18 protein-coding genes are annotated in these 19,269 nt (G+C 66.4%); 14 read left to right on the plus strand and 4 right to left on the minus strand.

Features of this window, described 5'->3' with window-relative positions:
• Window positions 1-3 precede the first annotated feature (3 nt).
• From ACFSCW_RS06180 to ACFSCW_RS06220, 9 genes are all read left to right on the plus strand, one after another.
• A complete protein-coding gene (locus tag ACFSCW_RS06180) occupies window positions 4-615 on the plus strand; it encodes an NADH-quinone oxidoreductase subunit J (protein WP_380887949.1) in 612 nt (203 codons plus the stop codon).
• Between the two features lie 100 nt (window positions 616-715).
• The gene (gene nuoK / locus ACFSCW_RS06185) at window positions 716-1,021 is read left to right on the plus strand and encodes an NADH-quinone oxidoreductase subunit NuoK (RefSeq protein WP_380887951.1); all 306 of its coding nucleotides are present in this window, start codon (window positions 716-718) and stop codon (window positions 1,019-1,021) included.
• The gene (nuoL, locus tag ACFSCW_RS06190; protein WP_380887953.1) at window positions 1,018-3,078 is read left to right on the plus strand and encodes an NADH-quinone oxidoreductase subunit L; all 2,061 of its coding nucleotides are present in this window, start codon (window positions 1,018-1,020) and stop codon (window positions 3,076-3,078) included. Before nuoK ends, nuoL begins: the two co-directional genes overlap by 4 nt.
• Before the next feature lie 142 nt (window positions 3,079-3,220).
• Window positions 3,221-4,759, plus strand: a complete 1,539-nt coding sequence (locus ACFSCW_RS06195) for an NADH-quinone oxidoreductase subunit M (RefSeq protein ID WP_380887955.1) — start codon at window positions 3,221-3,223, stop codon at window positions 4,757-4,759.
• The gene (nuoN, locus tag ACFSCW_RS06200; protein WP_380887957.1) at window positions 4,759-6,204 is read left to right on the plus strand and encodes an NADH-quinone oxidoreductase subunit NuoN; all 1,446 of its coding nucleotides are present in this window, start codon (window positions 4,759-4,761) and stop codon (window positions 6,202-6,204) included. Before ACFSCW_RS06195 ends, nuoN begins: the two co-directional genes overlap by 1 nt.
• Complete coding sequence (locus ACFSCW_RS06205; RefSeq protein WP_380890035.1) at window positions 6,204-6,902, plus strand: biotin--[acetyl-CoA-carboxylase] ligase; 699 nt, start codon at window positions 6,204-6,206, stop codon at window positions 6,900-6,902. Before nuoN ends, ACFSCW_RS06205 begins: the two co-directional genes overlap by 1 nt.
• 14 nt (window positions 6,903-6,916) lie before the next feature.
• Entirely contained in the window at window positions 6,917-7,693 is a 777-nt protein-coding gene (locus ACFSCW_RS06210) for a type III pantothenate kinase (protein ID WP_380887959.1), read from the plus strand.
• Between the two features lie 122 nt (window positions 7,694-7,815).
• Window positions 7,816-9,453, plus strand: coding sequence for a ribonuclease J (locus ACFSCW_RS06215; protein WP_380887961.1), 1,638 nt, complete (start codon window positions 7,816-7,818; stop codon window positions 9,451-9,453).
• Window positions 9,454-9,564: 111 nt separating this feature from the next.
• The gene (locus ACFSCW_RS06220; protein WP_380887963.1) at window positions 9,565-9,831 is read left to right on the plus strand and encodes a DUF1467 family protein; all 267 of its coding nucleotides are present in this window, start codon (window positions 9,565-9,567) and stop codon (window positions 9,829-9,831) included.
• Window positions 9,832-9,839: 8 nt separating this feature from the next.
• Here the strand turns inward: ACFSCW_RS06220 and ACFSCW_RS06225 are convergent, their stop codons facing one another.
• Complete coding sequence (locus ACFSCW_RS06225; protein ID WP_380887965.1) at window positions 9,840-12,101, minus strand: coiled-coil domain-containing protein; 2,262 nt, start codon at window positions 12,099-12,101, stop codon at window positions 9,840-9,842.
• A gap of 84 nt (window positions 12,102-12,185) precedes the next feature.
• On the opposite strand from ACFSCW_RS06225, the gene ACFSCW_RS06230 reads away from it, so the two are divergent.
• On the plus strand, window positions 12,186-12,482 hold the full coding sequence (locus ACFSCW_RS06230) for an Hpt domain-containing protein (protein WP_380887967.1): 297 nt from the start codon (window positions 12,186-12,188) through the stop codon (window positions 12,480-12,482).
• A 57-nt stretch (window positions 12,483-12,539) separates the two neighbouring features.
• Window positions 12,540-13,721: a hypothetical protein gene (locus ACFSCW_RS06235; RefSeq protein ID WP_380887969.1), complete on the plus strand. Its 1,182-nt coding sequence runs from the start codon at window positions 12,540-12,542 to the stop codon at window positions 13,719-13,721.
• Here the strand turns inward: ACFSCW_RS06235 and ACFSCW_RS06240 are convergent.
• From ACFSCW_RS06240 to ACFSCW_RS06250, 3 genes are read right to left on the minus strand one after another with little or no spacing between them, the layout of a single operon-like run.
• Window positions 13,687-14,004, minus strand: coding sequence for a hypothetical protein (locus ACFSCW_RS06240; protein ID WP_380887970.1), 318 nt, complete (start codon window positions 14,002-14,004; stop codon window positions 13,687-13,689). The genes ACFSCW_RS06235 and ACFSCW_RS06240 overlap by 35 nt on opposite strands.
• A 57-nt stretch (window positions 14,005-14,061) precedes the next feature.
• Window positions 14,062-15,405: a sensor histidine kinase gene (locus tag ACFSCW_RS06245; protein WP_380887972.1), complete on the minus strand. Its 1,344-nt coding sequence runs from the start codon at window positions 15,403-15,405 to the stop codon at window positions 14,062-14,064.
• A complete protein-coding gene (locus ACFSCW_RS06250; RefSeq protein ID WP_380887974.1) occupies window positions 15,395-16,777 on the minus strand; it encodes a sigma-54-dependent transcriptional regulator in 1,383 nt (460 codons plus the stop codon). Before ACFSCW_RS06250 ends, ACFSCW_RS06245 begins: the two co-directional genes overlap by 11 nt.
• A gap of 198 nt (window positions 16,778-16,975) precedes the next feature.
• Between ACFSCW_RS06250 and ACFSCW_RS06255 the strand changes: the two genes are divergently transcribed.
• The 3 genes from ACFSCW_RS06255 (at window position 16,976) to ACFSCW_RS06265 (ending at window position 19,256) form a co-directional block, all read left to right on the plus strand.
• Window positions 16,976-17,113, plus strand: coding sequence for a hypothetical protein (locus tag ACFSCW_RS06255; protein ID WP_380887976.1), 138 nt, complete (start codon window positions 16,976-16,978; stop codon window positions 17,111-17,113).
• A gap of 149 nt (window positions 17,114-17,262) precedes the next feature.
• A complete protein-coding gene (locus tag ACFSCW_RS06260; protein WP_380887978.1) occupies window positions 17,263-18,564 on the plus strand; it encodes an efflux RND transporter periplasmic adaptor subunit in 1,302 nt (433 codons plus the stop codon).
• Window positions 18,565-18,575: 11 nt separating this feature from the next.
• Window positions 18,576-19,256 carry an ABC transporter ATP-binding protein gene (locus ACFSCW_RS06265; RefSeq protein ID WP_380887980.1) on the plus strand — a complete coding sequence of 227 codons (681 nt, stop codon included), beginning with the start codon at window positions 18,576-18,578 and terminating at the stop codon, window positions 19,254-19,256.
• Window positions 19,257-19,269 lie beyond the last annotated feature (13 nt).

Raw genomic sequence — 19,269 nt, forward strand, 5'->3', positions numbered from 1 at the left:
AACTTGATCCAGGCCTTCGCTTTTTACCTGTTCGCGGGCGCGATGATCATCGCCGCCGGGCTGACGATCACCGCGCGCAATCCGGTGCATTCGGTGCTGTGGCTGATCCTCGCCTTCTTCAACGCGGCGGGGCTGATGCTGCTGGTCGGCGCCGAGTTCATCGCGATGCTGCTGGTCATCGTCTATGTCGGCGCCGTCGCGGTGCTGTTCCTGTTCGTGGTGATGATGCTCGACATCGACTTCGCCGAACTGCGCGCCGGCTTCACTCGCTATCTGGGCGTCGGATCGGTGCTGGCGGTCGCGCTGATTGCCGAGTTCGTGATCGCCTATACAGCGCGCGAGGCCGGGCTGATCGCGCTCGACAGGCGGATCGCGCCGACGCCGGACAATATCTCCAACGTGCAGGCGATCGGCGAGCTGCTCTACACCCGCTATCTCTACATCTTCGAGGCGGCGGGGCTGGTGCTGCTGGTCGCCATGATCGGCGCGATCGTGCTGACCCACCGCCAGCGCAAGGACCAGCGCGCGCAGAACGTCTCCCGCCAGGTCGCGCGCCGGCCGCAGGACGCGACGCGGAACGTCAACCAGCCGGTCGGCGTGGGGGTCGAGCTGTGATGCGCATGCACTTCGTCATGCTGAACTTGTTTCAGCACAAGGCTTCCAACGATCCGCCGCGGACAGCCCTTGTCCCGAAACAAGTTCGGGATGACGTGGCATGATCGGCCTCCAGCACTATCTGATCGTGTCCGCGATCCTGTTCGTGATGGGGGTGCTCGGCATCTTCCTCAATAGGAAGAACATCATCGTCATTCTGATGGCGATCGAGCTGATCCTGCTTTCGGTGAACCTGAACCTGGTGGCGTTCAGCGCCTATCTGCATGATCTGGTCGGCCAGGTGTTCGCGATGTTCGTGCTGACCGTGGCGGCCGGCGAGGCGGCGATCGGGCTCGCCATTCTGGTTATCTATTTCCGCAACCGCGGCACCATCGCGGTGGACGATGTCGACAGGTTGAGGGGATGATCCAGGCCATCGTATTCCTGCCGCTGCTGGCCGCGATCGTAGCCGGGCTCGGCAACCGGGCGTTCGGCAACACCATCGCCAAGTCGATCACGACGGGCGCGCTGTTCGTGTCGTGCGCCTTGAGCTGGCCGATCTTCCTTGGCTTCCTGTCCGGCAGCGAGACCGCGCACGTCGTGCCGGTGCTGCAATGGATCAAGTCGGATGCGTTCGACGTCCATTGGGCGCTGCGCGTCGACACGCTGACCGCGGTGATGCTGGTCGTGGTGACGTCCGTTTCCGCGCTCGTTCACCTGTATAGCTGGGGCTATATGGCGGAGGACGACAGCCAGCCGCGCTTCTTCGCGTACCTATCGCTGTTCACCTTCGCGATGCTGATGCTGGTGACGGCGGACAATCTGGTCCAGATGTTCTTCGGCTGGGAAGGCGTCGGCCTCGCATCGTACCTGCTGATCGGCTTCTGGTACTACAAGCCCTCGGCCAACGCAGCGGCGATCAAGGCGTTCGTCGTCAACCGCGTCGGCGATTTCGGCTTCATGCTCGGCATCTTCGGCACCTTCCTGGTGTTCGGCACCGTCTCGATCCCGGAAATTCTCGCAGCCGCGCCCAGCATGGCCGGCTCCACCGTCGGTTTCCTCGGCAACCGCGTCGACACGATGACCTTGCTCTGTCTGCTGCTGTTCGTCGGCGCGTGCGGCAAGTCGGCGCAGCTTGGCCTCCACACCTGGTTGCCGGATGCGATGGAGGGCCCGACGCCGGTCTCCGCGTTGATCCACGCCGCGACGATGGTGACCGCGGGCGTGTTCATGGTCTGCCGCATGTCGCCGATGTTCGAGACCAGCCACACCGCGATGACGGTGGTGACGCTGGTGGGCGCGGCGACGGCGCTGTTCGCGGCGACCGTGGGCACGACCCAAACCGACATCAAGCGCGTGATCGCCTATTCGACCTGCTCGCAGCTCGGCTATATGTTCTTCGCGGCGGGCGTCGGCGCGTACGGCGCGGCGATGTTCCACCTGTTCACGCACGCCTTCTTCAAGGCGCTGCTGTTCCTCGGCGCCGGTTCGGTGATCCACGCGATGCACCATGAGCAGGACATGCGCTTCTACGGGGGCCTCAGGAAAGCGATCCCGATCACCTTCGCGGTGATGATGATCGGCACGCTCGCGATCACGGGCGTTGGCGTGGCCGGGCTGTTCGGGTTCGCCGGCTTCTATTCGAAGGACGCGATCATTGAGTCCGCCTTCGCGTCGCACACCGACGCGGGCGGGATCGCCTTCGCCGTCGGCGTGTTCGCGGCGCTGCTGACCAGCTTCTATTCGTGGCGGCTGGTGTTCCTGACCTTCTTCGGCGAGCCGCGCTGGGCCGCGTCCGAGCATATCCAGCATGCGGTGCATGACGCGCACGATCATCATCATAACGAGCCGGATCAGGAAACGGCCGGCGCGACGCCTTCGGCGCATGATGCCGGCGCGCACGACGTGCCGCATGGTACTGGTGGCTATCACCCGCACGAAAGCCCGCTGTCGATGCTGGTGCCGCTGGTGCTGCTCGCGACCGGCGCGCTGCTCGCCGGCTTCCTGTTCGACGAGGCATTCCTGTCGCCCGAGCACGGTCTTGCCTTCTGGAAAGGCAGCCTGTTCTTCGACGAGCATCTGATGCACGCGCGGCACGGCGTGCCCGAGTGGGTGAAATACTCGGCGACCGCGGCCTGGATCGTCGGCCTGGTCATCGCCTGGTACGCCTATCTGAAGGACACGACCGTGCCGGCGCGGTTCACGGCGACCTTCCGCGGGCTCTACGCCTTCCTGCTCAACAAATGGTATTTCGACGAATTGTATAACCTGATCTTCGTCCGCCCGGCCTTCGCGATCGGCCGCTTCTTCTGGAAGCGCGGCGACGAAGGCACGATCGACCGGTTCGGCCCGAACGGCGTCGCGGCTTTGGTCGCCGGCACCAGCCGGGTCAGCTCGCGGCTCCAGTCCGGCTATGTCTATACCTACGCGTTCGTGATGCTGATCGGCCTTGCGGGTGCCGCCACTTGGGCGATTGCGGGGTGAGCGGGATGAGGGGGATGAGCTTGCACCACCAACCGTCCATGCCGAGCGAAGTCGAGGCACGCACTTTCTGTTCGGCTGCCATCGAGGCAGTGCGTCCCTCGACTTCGCTCGGGATGGACGGGACTTTGGCGGGACTGAGCCAATGAACCAGCTCGGCTTTCCCATCCTGACGCTGATGCTCGCCGTGCCGATGGCGGCGGCGATCGCGTGCCTTTACGTGAAGGACGAAGCCGCGCGCTGGCTGGCGCTGGCGGCGACGCTGGTCGACTTCGCGCTCGGCATCCTGCTCTGGGTGAGCTTCGACGCCCGCGCCGGGGCGCCGCAATGGCAGTTCGTCGAGAATGTGCCGGTGTTCGGCCGCTTCGCCTGGGCGCTGGGCATCGACGGTATCGCCATGCTGCTGATCGAACTCTCCGTGTTCCTGATGCCGATCTGCATCCTGGCGAGTTGGACCTCGATCACCAAGCGCGTGCCCGAGTACATGGCGGCGTTCCTGCTGACCGAAGTGCTGATGATCGGCACCTTCGCGGCGCAGGACCTGTTCCTGTTCTACATCTTCTTCGAAGCCGGCCTGATCCCGATGTACCTGATCATCGGCATCTGGGGCGGCGCGAACCGCATCTACGCGAGTTACAAATTCTTCCTCTACACGCTGCTCGGATCGGTGCTGATGCTGATCGCGATGCTGTGGATGTCGAATTACGCCGGCACCACCGACATCCCGACGCTGATGAACACCGACTTCCCGGTGGAAGCCCAGACATGGCTGTGGCTCGCCTTCTTCGCCAGCTTTGCCGTCAAAGTGCCGATGTGGCCGGTGCACACCTGGCTGCCCGACGCGCACGTGCAGGCGCCGACCGCCGGCTCGGTGATCCTGGCCGGCGTGCTGCTGAAGCTCGGCGGCTACGGCTTCATCCGCTTCTCGCTGCCGATGTTCCCCGAGGCGTCGTCGACGCTGATCTGGGTGATCCTGGCGCTGTCGGGCATCGCGGTCGTCTACACGTCGCTCGTCGCGCTGGTGCAGAACGACATGAAGAAGCTGATCGCCTATTCGTCGGTCGCGCACATGGCGATCGTGACGATTGGGCTGTTCGCCTTCAATCGTCAGGGCCTTGAAGGCTCGATGATGGTGATGCTCTCGCACGGCCTGGTCTCGGGCGCGCTCTTCCTGTGCGTCGGCGTGATCTATGACCGGCTGCACACTCGCGAGATCGCGCGCTACGGTGGCCTTTCGAACAACATGCCGCGCTATGCGCTGCTGTTCATGCTGTTTACGATGGCGTCGGTCGGCCTGCCGGGGACGAGTGGTTTCGTCGGCGAGTTCCTGTCGCTGATGGGCGCGTGGCAGGTGAGCACGGTGGCGACCGCGGTCTGCACCACCGGCATCATCCTGGGTGCGGCCTATATGCTTTACCTCTACTGGCGCGTGGCGTTCGGCACGTCGCGCAACGAGGATGCGGCGGCGATGCCGGACCTCGACATGCGCGAGATCATCAGTCTCGGCGCGATCGCGGCGGTGGTGCTGTGGATGGGCGTGTATCCCGAGAGCTTCCTGGCGCCGATGCGCAACGACATCGGCGCGCTGGTCGCCCGCGTCGATCGCGCGAAGCCGAGCTTCGACCCGCAGTTTGCGGTCGGCAAACCCCAAGCACATCTGCCGGTCGAGGCGGCGGCGCACTGATGGATTACGCACAGAATCTTCTCGTCGCACTGCCGGAGGAAATCCTTGGGGCTGGCGCGATCGTGCTGATGATGGTCGCGGCCTATGCCGGCGACCGCGCGACGCGGGCCATCGGCTGGGCGGCGGTGCTGCTGCTGGTCGCGGCGCTGGTCGCGTCGCTGTTTCCGGCGGGCGGGGCGTTCGACGGGCTTTATGTGGCCGACGCCTTCTCCGCCTTCGCCAAGGCGCTGGTCTATGGCGGCGCGGCGGTGGCGGTGATCCTGGCGCCCGATTTCTTCGAGCGCAATCGCGGTTCGCTGCGCGCCGAATATCCGGTGCTGATCCTGCTCTCGGGCGCGGGCATGGGCATGATGGTCTCCGCGACGGACCTGCTGACGCTGTATGTCGGCCTCGAGCTGCAGAGCCTCGCCGCCTATGTGCTGGCGAGCTTCATGCGCAAGGACGCGCGCTCGGCCGAAGCGGGGCTCAAGTATTTCGTGCTCGGCGCGCTGGCGAGCGGCATCCTGCTTTACGGCATAGCGCTGCTTTACGGCTTTACGGGCACGACGCAGTTTGCGGGCATCGCCACGGCTATTGGCGGCGGGCCGCTCTCGACCGGGCTGCTGTTCGGCATCGTCTTCGCGATGGCGGGCGTCGCCTTCAAGATCAGCGCAGTGCCGTTCCATATGTGGACGCCGGACGTGTACGAAGGCGCGCCGACGCCGGTGACGGCCTTCTTCGCCTCGGCGCCCAAGGTGGCGGCGATGGCGCTGATGGTGCGCCTGACCGTCGAGGCGATGGGCCCGGCCTATGAGGCATGGCGGCAGATTGTGATCTTCTCGGCGCTCGCCTCGATCGTGCTCGGCGCGGTCGCGGCGATCGGCCAGACCAATATCAAGCGGCTGCTCGCCTATTCCTCGATCAACAATGTCGGCTTCGCGCTGATCGGCCTGGCCGCGGTCCAGCCCGGCCGGCCCGAAGGCGTGGCCTCGGTGATGACCTATATGGCGATCTACATCGTCATGACGCTCGGCTCGTTCCTCGTCGTCCTCCAGATGCGCGACGCTGAGGGCAACAATGTCGAGACGATCGCCAGCCTGTCCGGCCTGTCGCGGACCAGCCCCGGCCTCGCCGCGGCGCTGGCGATCTTCATGTTCTCGCTGGCGGGCATCCCGCCGCTGCTCGGCTTCTGGTCGAAGTTCGTCGTGTTCGATGCGGCGGTGAAGGCCGGGCTGTGGCCGCTCGCCGCGATCGGCATCGCTGCCTCGGTGATCGGCGCCTATTATTACCTGCGCGTCGTCAAGACGATGTACTTCGACGAGGCTGGCCCGGCCTATCACCGGATGGACAGCAAGCTGGAAGGCGGGCTGATCGCATTGTCCGCGCTCGCCATGTCGCCGGTCGGCTATTTCCTGATCCCCAAGCTGGGTGAGTTCAGCGCCAGCGCGGCGCAGGCGCTGTTCTGATCGAGCTGCGCACGGTCGCGTCGACCGCGTCCACCAATGCTGACATGCTGGCGCTCGCCTCGCAGGGCGCGGGCGAGGGCCTTTGGCTGCGGGCCGTCGAGCAGACGGCCGGGCGCGGGCGGCTCGGGCGGGCCTGGGTGTCGCCGCCGGGCAATCTCTATGCGAGCACGATCGTGCGGCTGCGCCTTGGCGACCCGGGTCCGGCGACGCTGGCGCTAGTCGCTTCGGTCGCGCTGGATGAGACGCTCCGGGCTTATGGCGCGGAGCCGTGGATCAAATGGCCGAACGATCTCTATATCGGTGACGCCAAGCTGACCGGCATATTGCTGGAACGGAGCGGCGACGCGGTGGTGGTCGGCATCGGGGTCAACCTCGCGCACCATCCGGAAGGGCTGGATCGGGCCGTCACGAGCCTGGCGGGACGCGGGCTGGGCGCACCCGATCCGGAGCTGTTCCTGCGCGATCTGGCCGACGCCTTTGCGCGCTGGCTTGGCGTGTGGCGGGGCGGGCTGGAGCCGGTGCGCCGGCGCTGGCTGGAGCGGGCGCACCCGGTCGGCACGGCGCTGTCGGTGCGGCTGCCCGAGCAAGCGCCGATCGAGGGATTGTTCGACGGGCTGGATTCCGAAGGCGCGCTGCGCTTGCGCTTGGCCTCGGGCGCGGTGCAAGTGATCCACGCCGGCGACGTTTTTCTGATCTGAAGGGAGGACCCGCGATGCTGCTCGCGGTCGATGCAGGGAACACCAATGTCGTCTTCGCGCTGGTCGACGGGGGCGACATTCGCGCGCGCTGGCGGATCGCGACGGACCCGCGGCGGACGGGCGACGAATATGCGGTGTGGCTGACGGCCTTGCTCGGGCTTGAAGGGCTCGACCGCAAGGCGGTGGATAAAGTCATCATCTCAACGGTCGTCCCACGCGCGCTGCACAATCTGGAAGTGCTCTCGACCAAATATTTCGGCGTGGACCCGCTGATTGCCGGCCGCGACCCGGTCGGCTGGGGCATGGACCTGGACGTCGACGAGCCGCAGAATCTCGGTGCCGACCGCGCCGTGAACGCGATCGCTGCGCACGCGCTGCACCCGGGCGATCTGGTGATCGTCGACTTCGGCACCGCCTCGACGTTCGACTGGGTGGATTATCGCGGCGCCTACAAGGGCGGGATCATCGCGCCGGGCATCAACCTGTCGCTGGACGCGCTGGTCAACGCAGCCGCCAAGCTGCCACGCATCGCGATCGAGGCGCCGGCGACCGATTCGGTCATCGGCCGCAACACGGTCGATCAGATGAACATCGGCATCTATTGGGGCTATGTCGCGATGATCGAGGGACTGGTCGCGCGGATGAAAACGGAAATCGGCCGCCCCGCCAAGGTGATCGCGACCGGCGGCCTTGCGGTGCTGTTCGAGCAGCACACCAACGTCTTCGACGCGATCGAGCCCGACCTGACCTTGCGTGGGCTGGCGATGCTGGCGGAGCGTGTAAAAGGCTGAGCCAGTCCCTACATTGTCGTCATCCCCGCGAAAGCGGGGACCCAGCTTTCTTCGTGCGAATTGGCATCCCTGCTGGGTTCCCGCTTTCGCGGGAATGACGAAAAAGAAAGAACAACAAAGATTTGACCCCCAAGAAAGAACTCCTTTTCCTTGCGCTCGGCGGCTCCGGCGAGATCGGCATGAACGTCAATCTCTATGGCTGTGAGGGCAAATGGGTGATGGTCGATTGCGGCATCACTTTTGCCGACCCGGCCTATCCCGGCGTCGACCTGATCCTGCCGGACTTGAGCTTCATCGAGGAGCGCGCCGACGATCTGCTCGGCATCGTGCTGACGCATGGGCATGAGGACCATATCGGTGCGCTGCCCTATCTCGCCGCCGACCTCGGCGTGCCGCTCTACGCGACGCCGTTCACCGCCGGACTGATCCGCGGCAAGCTGGATGAGGAAGGCGTTTCCGATCAGATCAAGCTGCATGTGATCGACCGCGAGCACGGCCAGTTCCACCTCGGGCCGTTCGGCTTCGAATATGTGCCGCTTGCGCACTCGATCCCTGAGGGCAATGCCCTGATCATCGAGACGCCCTATGGCCGCGTCTTCCACACCGGCGATTGGAAGCTGGACGAGGAGCCGCTGCTGGGCACGCCCTCGACCGCCGCAGAGCTGGAAGAGATCGGCGACAAGGGCGTGCTCGCGCTGGTCTGCGATTCGACCAACGTGTTCAATGAGGAAGCATCGGGCTCCGAAGCGGCGGTGCGCGAGGGGCTGGACGGCGTGATCGCAGAGGCGACCGGGCGCGTGCTCGTCACCACCTTCGCTTCGAATGCGGCGCGGCTGCAGACACTGGGACAGGTCGCGCGCGACACCGGGCGGCAGATCTGCGTCGCCGGCCGTTCGCTCGATCGTATTCTGAAGGTCGCGCGCAGCGTCGGCTATCTGCGCGATTTTCCCGAGCCGATCGACTTCGATGCCGCGATGGCGCTGCCGCCGCGCGAAGTGCTGATCGTCGCGACGGGCGGGCAGGGCGAGGCGCGGGCGGCGCTGGGCCGTATCGCCTTCGACCAGCATCCGATCAAGCTGGACGCTGGTGATCTGGTCGTTTTTTCGTCGAAGCAGATTCCGGGCAACGAAATCGCGATCGGCCGCATCCAGAATGCGCTCGCGGCCAAGAACATCCGCATGATCACCGACCGCCAGGCGCATGTGCATGTGTCCGGCCATCCGGGGCGGCCGGAGCTTGCGCTGATGTACAAATGGATCCGGCCGGAAATCATTCTGCCGGTGCATGGCGAGCGGCGGCATATGGCCGAACAGGCGCGCTTCGCCGAATCGCTTGGCGTCCCGCGGTCAGTCGTTCAGGAGAACGGCACGATGCTGCGGCTCGCGCCCAATGGGCCCGCTGTGCTCGGCCAGGAGCGGGCAGGGCGGCTGATCGTCGATGGCGACGTGATCCTGCCGGCCGACGGCTCGACAATCAACGAGCGCCGGCGGATCGCTGCGTTCGGCCAAATGTCGGTCGCGGTCGCGCTCGACGCTTCCGGCCGGGTCAAGGACAGCGCGGTGCGGCTCCAGGGCGTTCCTGTCGAGGAAGACAAGGACGATTTCGTTGCCGAAGCCTGCGACGCGGCCGAGGATGCGGCGCGAAAAGGGGGCAAGGACGAGGATAAATTGCGCGAGGCGATCCGGCTTGCGGTGCGGCGCAAGGCGGTCGAATGGACCGGCAAGAAGCCGGTTGTGGATGTGATGATCCTCAGGGTCTAGTTCCCCTCCCGCTTGCGGGAGGGGTTAGGGGTGGGCAAGCCCCCTCCGCATCGGATATCTGATCATTCCCACCCCCGACCCCTCCCGCAAGCGGGAGGGGAGGAGTTTCAAATGCGCTGGACGTCGATTCTCGCCATTTACATTCTGTTCTGGTCGCTCTCCGTGTTCATCTCCTTGCCGTTCGGGGTGAGGACGCACGAGGAAGCGGGCGCCGAGCTCGTGCGCGGACAGGCGGAGAGTGCGCCGCACAGCTATGACTGGCGGAAATGGGCGATCCGGACGACCGTGATCGCGACGATCCTTTTCGGGCTCTACTACGCCAATTACGTCTATGGTTGGGTCACGCCCGCCGACTTCGATTACACCGGCACCGAATAAGCTGGCGACTAGGTCCGAAGCCGCTCGATCGCCTGGGCGAGTGCCACGTAGAGCTTGCCCATATCCGACGAGAGCAGGGTAACGGCGATCTGCTGGCCGTCGCGCGACGCGAGGACGTTGCGCAGCATCGCCTCGAAATCATGGATGTAGCGGCCAACCTGTTCGCGGAACTCCGGGTCGCTCTCGTAATATTGGTGGATTGCGCGGCTCTCGCCGGCTTCGAGGAGCCGCACCGCGCGGCGCGTGAACACACCGCGGTCGCCCTTCAGATAGGCCGCCCAGGCGCTGTCGGTCACTTCGTTCGACAGGATCTTGGCGACGTCGATCGCGGTCGAGTTCAGCGCTTCCATCAGCAGCGACGCGCGGCGCGCGAAGCTGTCGCGATTGGCTTCCTCGGTTCGTTCGCGGGCGGTTTCGACGCGGGCCTCAAGCGCTTCGGTCCCTCTGGAAACCTGATCGACCTGCTGCTGGAGCAATTGCGCGGCGGCGTTGGCGGCGGCGACGGCGCGCTCGGCGGCTTCGGCGACAGCGACGACCTGTTTCTCGACGCGCGCGGCGACGACGTCCTCCAGCGCCTTGTCGGCGGCGTGGCCGATCGATGCGGCTGCCTGGGGCACGATCCGGTCGAACGTCTCTCTAGCGCGTTCGGCCGCCTGGGCGGCGGCGTCGCGGACGCGGAGCATGACGTCGATCAGTTGCGGGCCGGAGCCTTCGGCGACGGATGACAGTTGCGCATGCGCCGAATCGACCGCGGCGCTGAGCTCGGTCGCACTGCGCTTGCCGGACTGGAGCTGACGGTCGGCCGCCTGGCCGAACAGCTCGATCGCTTCGCGCTGCTGCTGGAGCAATTTCTCGGTCTCGGCGAGGCGGTCGAGCGCGGCGGTGGCGCCGGCTTCCACCTCGCTGACGCCCGGGCGCATGGCCTCGATCTTCTCGCGCGTCGCCGAGGCATAGCCGTCGAGGCGGGCAAGGGCGGCGGGCAGGGTTTCGTCGATCTCGCGAGCGCTGGCGTCGAGCGCGGTCAGCAGTGACTCGCTGCGCGCGATGAAGCTGTCCGCTGCCTCGCCGGCACCGGCGAGCGAGGCGGAAAGGTGGTCGGCATGTTCGGCGAGCGAGGCGACGGCCTTGGAGAGCTGCTCGGTGCGCGTGCCGCCATGCTGGTCGAGGCGCTCCAGCCGTGTCTCGACATCGGCGACGCCGGCGGAGAGCCGTTCCAGCAGCGCCGAACCGGTCGTGTCGTGCTTGGCGATCGAGCGGCCGACCGCGTCGATCTCGGCACCGATCGCCTCGATGCGGCTGGAAAGCGAATTCATGACCTCGCCGCCGCTCTTGTCGAGCGCGGCGCGGGACTGGTCGACCAGCGCCAGCATCGCCGAGCCTTGCGCTTCGACACTGCGGCGCGCTTCCTCCAGCGCCTCGGCGGCGCGGGCAAGCGCCGTCTGCACCGCTTCGGACATCTGCTGTGCGCTCGAATCGAGCTGCGCGCGTGCGGTTTCCGTCGTGCTGCCGATGCGGATCAGGTGCTCGGCGAGCTGTTGCGCGGCGCCGCTCGCAATCTCCTCCGCCTCGCGCCCACGCTCCTTCAGGCTCGCAAGCTGCGCCTCCAGCGTTCCGACCTGGCCGAATGCGGATTCACCCGCATTGACCAGCGCGGCGGCAATGCCGTCGGTCTGCTCGTGCGCCTTGGGCAGATTGGCGAGCAGGGTAGTCAGCTCGCCGCTGGCCTTTGAGGCCGATTGCGCAAGCGTATCCGCGTGCCGGTCGAGCGCTTCGCCATCCTGGCGGAAGCTCGACGAGATGCCGGCCAGCCGCGCCGCGGCTTCCTCGCCGATCTGGGTGAGCTGCAGCGTCTGGTCGGCGAGCGCCTCGCGATTGGCCTGCACCCGCGCGGTGAGCTCGGCGACCTTCGCTTCGAGCCGCACCGATTCGGCGCGCATGCCCTGAGATGTCGACAGGAAGCGCTGCGCTTCCCGGCGGCTGGTGCGCATCGCGAGCAGGCCGATGACGCCAAGCACCGCAAGAGGCGCGCTGGAGGCGCCGATGATCATCGCGAGATTGGCGAGCGCGTCGGCCCGCACGGCGATCGTCCAGGTGACGAAGCCGATCCAGGCCAGCGCCAGCAGGATCAGCAGGGCAGGGCCGATCCAGCCCAGGCCGCTCCGCGGCGGCGCAACTTCCTCCTCGAAGCCGCTCTCGACCGGGGCCGGCTCCTCCGCGATCGGTTCGTCTTCCTGCTCCGGCCTGAGGCCGATTATCCGCGCCCTGCTCATGGGGAGAGCATACCAGCTTTCGCGGGGGAAAGAACAAGGCCGAAGTTACCCGCTCTTAAGCTTTTCGGGGATAAACCGTGCACCATGTCGTTCGAACAGGCTCTCAGCACTTCGCTCGCCGCTGCGGTCGGCGATGATCAGGCGCTCGTCGCGGAACTGCGCGGCGCATTTCTGGACAGCGCGACCCGTCATCTCGACGCGATGCGCGTCGCTGCCAACGATGCCGATTGGCGCGAGGCGGGGCTACGGCTGAAGGGCCTCGCCGCGAGTTTCGGCGCAACGACGCTGATGGAACAGGCCGACCGCGCGGCGCTTTCGCGCCGCGGCGATACGGCTGCGATCCAGGGCGTCGAAAGCGGACTCGCCGTTCTCAGCCTCTGATCCGGCTTTTGCGCGCGGCATTTAGCGCCTAACGAAGCCCCGAATGCGGGGCCTGCCATGCTGACCGGGTTTATCGTTGCCGGCGAAGAAGTCGCGGACGGCACGAGCTTGCGCGCCGAACTGGCGGTCGCGGGACAGACGGTTTTCGAGCATCAGGCGCGGCTGCTGGCCGAGGCGGGGGCGGAGCGCGTCGTCGCGGTCTCCGAGCAATTGCCGCAAGGGCTCGCGGCTGCGTTGAGCCGGTTGCGGCGCGATGGGCTGGCGATCGAGATCGTGCGGACGGTCGGCGACGCCGCGCAGCGTATCCGGCCCGAGGATCGGCTGTTGGTGCTGGGCGATGGCGTGATGACCGACGTCGCGGCGCTGGAGCGCCTGCTCGCCGTGCCGGCACCTGCCATTCTTACGTTGCCGGACGCGCCGGAAACACGCGCCTGGGAGCTGATCGACGCGGCTTCTCGTTGGGCGGGCGTGCTGCTCCTTGACGGCGAACTGGTCCGACGCACCGCGCGAATGCTGGGCGACTGGGACCTGCAATCGACGCTGCTCCGCAATGCCGTGCAGGCGGGGGCGGAGCGCGTCGATGCGCGGGCGGTCGAGCCGCTGCTGGCGCAAGTGAGCGACGAATCAAGCGCCGCTGCGACCGAACAGGCGATCAGCCGCGGCGCGATGCGGCGCTCGACCGGCTGGCTGCAGCGGTTCGTGTTCGAGCCGCTCTCCGACCTGATCGCGCCGCATGCGATGAAGGCGATGATCGACCCGGCATGGCTTCGCGCGGGGTCGTCGGGGCTGCTGATCGCCGCCGCGCTCGTTTTCCTGGGCGGCTGGCGCTGGCCGGCGCTGGTGCTGGCGCTGCTCTCGGGGCCGGTCGGGACGCTCGGCCGGCACCTGGGCGCGCTGACAATGCGGCTGCGGCAGGACCGTCAGTTCTGGACCAAGGTGTGCCAGGGCGCGGCCAGCGCCGCGCTGCTGGCGCTCGGCTGGAATCTGCGCGAGGCGGGATGGGGGCCGATGGCGCTTGCGGCGGCGACGATCGGCATCATGGTTGCGCTCAACGAACATGAGCGCTGGATCGGCCGTCCGCCGCGCCGGCCACCCTGGCTGGCCGAGCCGGACACGCTGATCTGGCTGCTGCTGCCCTTCGGGCTCCTGGGCTGGTGGTCTGCGGGGCTGGCCGCACAGGCGGCGCTTGCGCTGGCCTCCCTGCTCAAGGTGCAGCGGTTGACGGCGCGTCAGGCCTGAGCACGTCGGCCCGGGCCTCGCCCAATTCCTCTTCCCCTGCAAACAATCGGTCGAGCCGCCGCGTGAGGTTCTCGCGAAACCGCTCCAGAGGCACCGATTTCGGCGCGGTGAGCAGGATTTGCTGCTTGATCGCGCATTTGATTCGATCGAGTGCCTCCTCGTTCAGCACCCCCGCGCGGTGGAGCTCGATGGCCATCTGAATGAAGCCAACCGTCGTCGCCTGCGCACGCAAACCGATCAGGTCGATCGTGTCGTGCAGCCTTTTGTCCTCGGCATAGCCCATCGTCGCTCCCCTCGGCTTTGCCCCGGAGGATATAACGCCTGGAGGGGCGCGCAAGCCTCAGAGGATAATGCGAAAACGCGCGCCGCCCAGCGGGCTGGCTTCGATCCCGATCGTGCCGTCATGCGCAAGCACGATCTGGCGCGCGAGACTGAGGCCCACGCCGGTGCCCTTGGCCTTGGTCGTAAAGAAGGGGAGGAAGACCTCGCTTCGCTTCGACTCGGGGATGCCGGGCCCGTTGTCGTCCACCAGAATCGTCGCGCCGCCGCCGCGCGCCGCTTCGAACTGAACCCCGACTCGGGGTTCGGAGGTATGCGACTCGGCCGCTTCGGCGCCGTTTCGCAGCAGGTTGATGAGAACCTGGGCCAGCAGATCGGGATCGGCGTCGAGCATCATCGATTCAGGCTCGACGGCGATTTCGAAGCCCAGCCGGGTCGCGGGCCAGTCCGCCTGGAACAGCCGCTTCAGCTCGTCGGCAAAGGGCGCGGCCACGAACACCTGCCGGTTGACCTGCGGCGTGCGGCTGATCTGCCGATAGCTTTCGACGAAGTGCATTACGCCATCGGCGCGACGGGCGAGGGTTTCGACCGCGGCGCGGGCATCGCCGATCGCGGGGTCGGCTCCCGTATCGGCACCGGCCATCAGGTCCGCCGCCGTGCGCGCGAGCGACGTCACGGGCGTCATGGAGTTCATGATTTCGTGCGTCAGCACGCGGACGAGGTCGCTCTGGGTCGCGATCTCGACCGCATTCAACGCTTCCTGGATGGGCTGGACGGTGATGACGCGGTGCGCTCCGCCGAGCCGATGGACCGCGGCGGCGCGGAGCAGCACGCGCTGGGTCTGGCCGCTGTCCAACGTCATCAGCACGAGCTGGCGGCGGCCGGGCTGAAGGCTGCGCAGGCATTGCGCGAAGCCTTCGCCGAATTGCGCGTAATCACTGACGCGCACGCCTTCCAGGGCCCCGAACATGCGCCGCGCGGTCTTGCCGACCGGCTCGACCCGCTCCTCGGGATCGATCAGCAGCAAGGCGATCGGCAGGTCGTCGACGATCGCCTGGTAGAAGCGGCTTTCGTCGGACAGGCGGGCGCGTTCTTCGCGCAACGCTCTTATGCCCGAATCGAGCGCTTCACCGAGCGCTTCGAAGCCGGAGCCCGCCTCGGGCCGCGAAAAGCTTGCGGACATGTCGCTGAAGCGGATCGCTTCGATGAAGCGGGCGACTTCGACATTGGTGCGTTGGATGTAATTCCATAAGCCTACGGCGGCTGCGACGACCAGGGCCGCGGCAATGATGCGCGCCGCGCCGAGATTGGGGTTTGCGAGCGACGCCGCGAATGCCGCCAGCATCGCCAGCAGCAGCAGCATGCGCCAGGCCAGCCCCAGCGCGAAGCGGCTCTTAAAGCCCATGCTTCTCCATGCGGCGATAGAGCGAGGCGCGGGTGAGCCCGAGTTCGTTCGCGGCGAGCGAGATGTTGTAGCTGTGTTTCTGCAGCGCCCGCTCGATCATCTGACGCTCGGCGCGCTCCAGATTGAGGTCGCTGGCTTCCGGCGCGGCCGTCACGACGGGAATGTGGTGCGCCCGGCGGATCGAGAAGTCGTCGACCGTCAACGGTCCGCCATCGGACAGGATCACCGCGCGTTCGGCGGCGTGGCGCAGCGCACGGACGTTGCCTGGCCAGTCATAGTCGGTGAGCGCCGCCAGCACGTCGCGGTCGAGCGGCGGCACCGGCTTGTCGTACTTGCGGGCGTAGGTCCCGAGATAATGTTCGAGTAGGAGAGGGATGTCCTCGCGGCGCTGGCGGAGCGGCGGCAGCTCGATCTCGACCGTGTTCAGCCGGAACAACAAGTCGGGTCGGAAACGGCCTTCGTCGGACAGCGCGGCCGGCGCGAGGTTGGTCGCCGCGATGACGCGCACGTCGATCGGCACCGGCTTGTTTGCGCCGACCGGCGTCACGCGCCGCTGTTCGAGCGCCGTCAGAAGCTTGGGTTGTAAATGCAGGGGCAGGTTGCCGATTTCGTCGAGGAATAGCGTGCCCCCGTCCGCAGCCTGAAGACGTCCGACCCGATCGGCGCGGGCGTCGGTGAAGGCGCCTTTCACATGGCCGAACAGTTCGGAATCGAACAGCGTCTCGGCGACCGCGCCCAGGTCGACCGACAGCATCACGCGTTCGGCGCGGCGCGAGCGGCGATGCAGTTCGCGCGCGACCAGTTCCTTGCCGGTGCCGTTCTCACCCAGGATGAGCACGTTGGCGTCGGTGGGCGCGGCGCGTTCGATCAACTGCATCACCCGCTTCATCGCGGGCGAGGAGCCGAGTAGCGGCGTTTCACCGGCGGGCGACGCTATGGCTACCGCCTTTTGCCGCTCGGTCGTGACGGCCTTGCGCGATTGCCTCAGCGCCGCCGCGGTGCGGACGGTCGCGAGCAGCCGCTCGTTCGACCAGGGTTTGGACACGAAATCGGTTGCGCCACGCTTCATCGCTTCCACGGCGATTTGTACTCCACCATGCGCGGTGATCATCACGACCACTGCTTCCGGATCACGTTCGAGAAATCTTGCCAAGGCCTCGAAACCCTCGGCGGCGTTGGTCGCCCCGCGCGCGAAATTGGCGTCGAGCAGGATGACGTCGGGGTTGCGGTTTGCGGTTTTCGCCAGCGCCTCGTCGGGCTGCTCGGCGACGATCACTTCGCTGAACAGGTCCCGCAGCAGCAGCCGCGCGGCGAGCAGAATGTCGGGGTCGTCGTCGACCACCAACGCGAGATCGAATTGCTTGGCGCTCACCCCGTCCGGCTCCGCACAGTCCGTGTTCGAATCCGAACATAGCGCAACGGGGTGTATGATGCACCTAAAACAGTAGGGGTCGCCGAAAAAATTCCGAAATGGCGGAAAACTGCGGTTTGGCGCGATTTGGCACGGCCTTCGCTTAAGAGCTCCATGCCGGACGGCTCGTCCGGGAGGAACAGTTTCAGGAGCCGAGCCATGATCAAGATTCGCCTGTCCTTCGCGTTCGCGGCGACGATCGCCGCGGCTTTGACTACATTTGTAACCGTCGCGCCGCAACCGGCCAGCGCAGAGACGTTGGCCTGCACCTATTCCGAAGTGCCGGTGCTCGCTTGAGCATCCTGTCCGCGAACGGACAGTCTTGTCCGGTTTCGGACAGGGCTGCCCGCGCGCAGCGGCCGATCTTCTCTCGACTACAACTGTTTTCGTGATTGGCACGATGATTGCTGAACTGCTTGCTGGAGACCTGAATGAGCGTCGTTCGAATGAATTCTGAGGCCCCGAACCCTCGCGAGCCGGTGAGCGGCGGCGCGATGGACAAGGTCGTCGAACGGCGCGGGCTTTCGAACAAGGTGAAGGCGGGCATCGCCGCCGGCGCACTCGGCCTCGCGGCGATCGGCTTCTATGCCTATGCGCCCAGCGGCAATTCGCAGACCGTCGCTGCCGATCGCGTGACGATTTCGACGGTGCAGCGCGGCACGTTCGACGACTTCCTGCCGCTGCGCGCGCGCGTGACGCCGCTCCTCACCATCTATCTCGATTCGGTCGAGGGCGGGCGGATCGAAGAGAAGCTCGTCGAGGACGGCGCGACGGTTCAAAAAGGCCAGCTCCTCGCGGTTCTGTCCAATCCCGAGCTCCAGCTTTCGGTGCTTGCCCGTCAGACCGACGTGTCGCGCGAGCTGAACTCGATGCGCAGCCAGGAGCTGGCGCTCGCCCAGACGCGGCTTGCCGACGAGCGCGGCATGTACGAAGCCAAGGCGGCGCTGGACAAGGCCGAGCGCCAGCATGCGCGCGAAGCCGCCCTTGCGGCGCGGGGCTTCATCGCACGCAAGCAGTTCGACGACACCACCGCCGATCTCGAATATCAGCGCGGGCGATACGCGGTCCAGCAGCGGACCCGGTCGACCGACGAGCGGCTGCAGACCAGCCAGCTCGCCCAGCTTCGCCAGTCGGCCGCGTCGATGAATTCCAGCCTCGACGTCGCGCGGTTGAACCTCGAGTCACTGAAGCTGCGCGCGCCGGTGTCCGGCCAGCTCTCCGGGTTCGAGATCATGGTCGGCCAGTCGGTCAATCGCGGTGAGCGTATCGGGCAGATCGACAGCCCCGGCGCGAACAAGCTGATCGCCGGCGTCGACGAATTCTATCTCGGCCGCGTTCAGGTCGGGCAGAAGGCCGTGATCGACCAGGGCGGCAAGACCTATCAGTTGAAGGTCACCAAGATCTATCCGCAGGTCAGGAACGGCCAGTTCGAGGTCGACCTGCAGTTCCAGGGCGGCGAGCCGCAAGGGCTGCAGCGCGGCCAGACGCTGCAGGCCAAGCTGACGCTCGGCGATCCGACGCCGGCGATGCTGATCCCGAACGGCAGCTTCTACAACGACACCGGCGGCGCCTGGGTGTTCGTGGTGACGCCGGACGGCGGCAAGGCCGTGAAGCGCAACGTGCGCCTCGGCCGGCGCAACGCCGATTTCATCGAAGTGCTCGACGGGCTGCAGCCCGGGGAGAAAGTCCTGACGTCCCCATACACCGGTTTCGCCGACAAGGACCGGCTCGACCTCCAGCAGAAGTGAAAGGAAGCCACATGCTGAGCATGCGCGAACTGTCGCGAGTTTACCGCACCGACACCGTCGAGACGACCGCGCTCGACCGCATCGATCTCGACATCGCCGATGGCGAGTTCGTAGCGATCATGGGGCCTTCGGGCTGCGGCAAATCCACCCTGCTGAACGTGATCGGCATGCTCGATAGCCCGTCGAGCGGCTCCTACGTGTTCAACGGCGGCGAAGTGGCGGGGCTGCCTGAGGCCAAGCTCGCCGACATCCGCAAGAAGCACATCGGCTTCATCTTCCAGAGCTTTAACCTGATCGACGAGCTCTCAGTGCGAGAGAATGTCGAGCTGGCGCTTCTCTATCACGAAATCCCGTCGTCCGAGCGCAAGCAGCGCGTCGAGGCGGTGATGGACAAGGTCGGCATCGCCCACCGCGCCAAGCACCGGCCGAGCCAGCTTTCGGGCGGTCAGCAGCAGCGCGTCGCCGTCGCCCGCGCGGTGGTCGGCGAGCCCAAGCTGATCCTTGCCGACGAGCCGACCGGCAACCTCGACACTCAGCATGGCGAGGAAGTGATGCGGATGCTCCAGAAGCTGAACGCGGAAGGCTCGACCATCGTGATGGTCACCCACTCGCCGGCGCACGCCGACTATGCTGGCCGCGTCGTCAACATGCTGGACGGCAAGGTCCTCGTCGAACGCCGCCGCGCGGCCTGAAGCCAAGGAGCGG

The organism is Sphingomonas tabacisoli, assembly GCF_042678385.1.
GTDB classification, from domain to species: Bacteria; Pseudomonadota; Alphaproteobacteria; order Sphingomonadales; family Sphingomonadaceae; genus Sphingomonas_B; species Sphingomonas_B tabacisoli.